Source organism: Suttonella ornithocola (assembly GCF_001889065.1).
Lineage (GTDB): Bacteria > Pseudomonadota > Gammaproteobacteria > Cardiobacteriales > Cardiobacteriaceae > Suttonella_A > Suttonella_A ornithocola.
In genome coordinates, this window is the sequence record NZ_LWHB01000320.1 from 1 (window position 1) to 686 (window position 686).

A 686-nucleotide genomic window follows, 5' to 3' on the forward strand; every position below is an offset into this window, starting at 1 on the left:
CAAACTGAGCATATCCTATGACCTACTGTAGCCAATTCCGACAGAAAATTCTTAACGATATTGCTAATGGAGAAACTTGGCGCGCTGTTGCAAAGCGCTACAAGATCAGCAAATTCACCGTCTATAGCTGGATTAAAAATCCCCATCCTAAAGGCTTTACTGAGCGTAAGCCTCAAAGATTGATGATGAAGCCTTGCTTAAGGATATTGAGCAGTATCCCGATGATTACCAATGGGAAAGCGCTAGACGTTTTAATTGCTCGCAATCAGCGATTTGTTATGCTCTAAAGCGACTAAAGATAACGCATAAAAAAAGATTATAGTGCGATCAGCTAAAAAACAAAACATCCTATAGCCCTTATCTAGCCATTCTGGCGGTAGATAACGTTCTGTTTTTTTAGCTGATTTGACTATAACCAACATCCAAAAGCCGACACAGAGAAAAGAGAACACTTTCAAGAACAAATAGTGGATAAGACCGCTCAAGACAAACCGATAGTCTATCTTGATGAATGTGGTTTTAAAGCCTTTGCTCATAGAGCTTATGGCTACAGCACAAAAGGACAAGTTTGTCATGGAAGTGATAACTGGCATTTAAAGAACCAGAGCAATGCGATTGGAGCCATTATCAATGGAGAATTGTTTGCCTTACGCTTATATGATGGTTCTATTAACAGCGATATTTTC

General features: G+C 39.4%; 2 protein-coding genes and 1 pseudogene. All 3 read left to right on the plus strand.

What is annotated here, in order from left to right; all coding sequences use genetic code 11:
- Positions 1-17: 17 nt before the first annotated feature.
- Positions 18-92 (plus strand): annotated as a pseudogene (locus A5N85_RS18055) (hypothetical protein); the annotation flags it as partial.
- 101 nt (positions 93-193) lie between these two features.
- Positions 194-322 (plus strand): IS630 transposase-related protein, encoded by a 129-nt coding sequence (locus A5N85_RS18060; RefSeq protein WP_428843263.1) that lies wholly within the window; start codon positions 194-196, stop codon positions 320-322.
- 145 nt (positions 323-467) lie between these two features.
- On the plus strand, positions 468-686 hold a 219-nt coding region (locus A5N85_RS14085; protein ID WP_249024004.1), incomplete at its 3' end, for a transposase.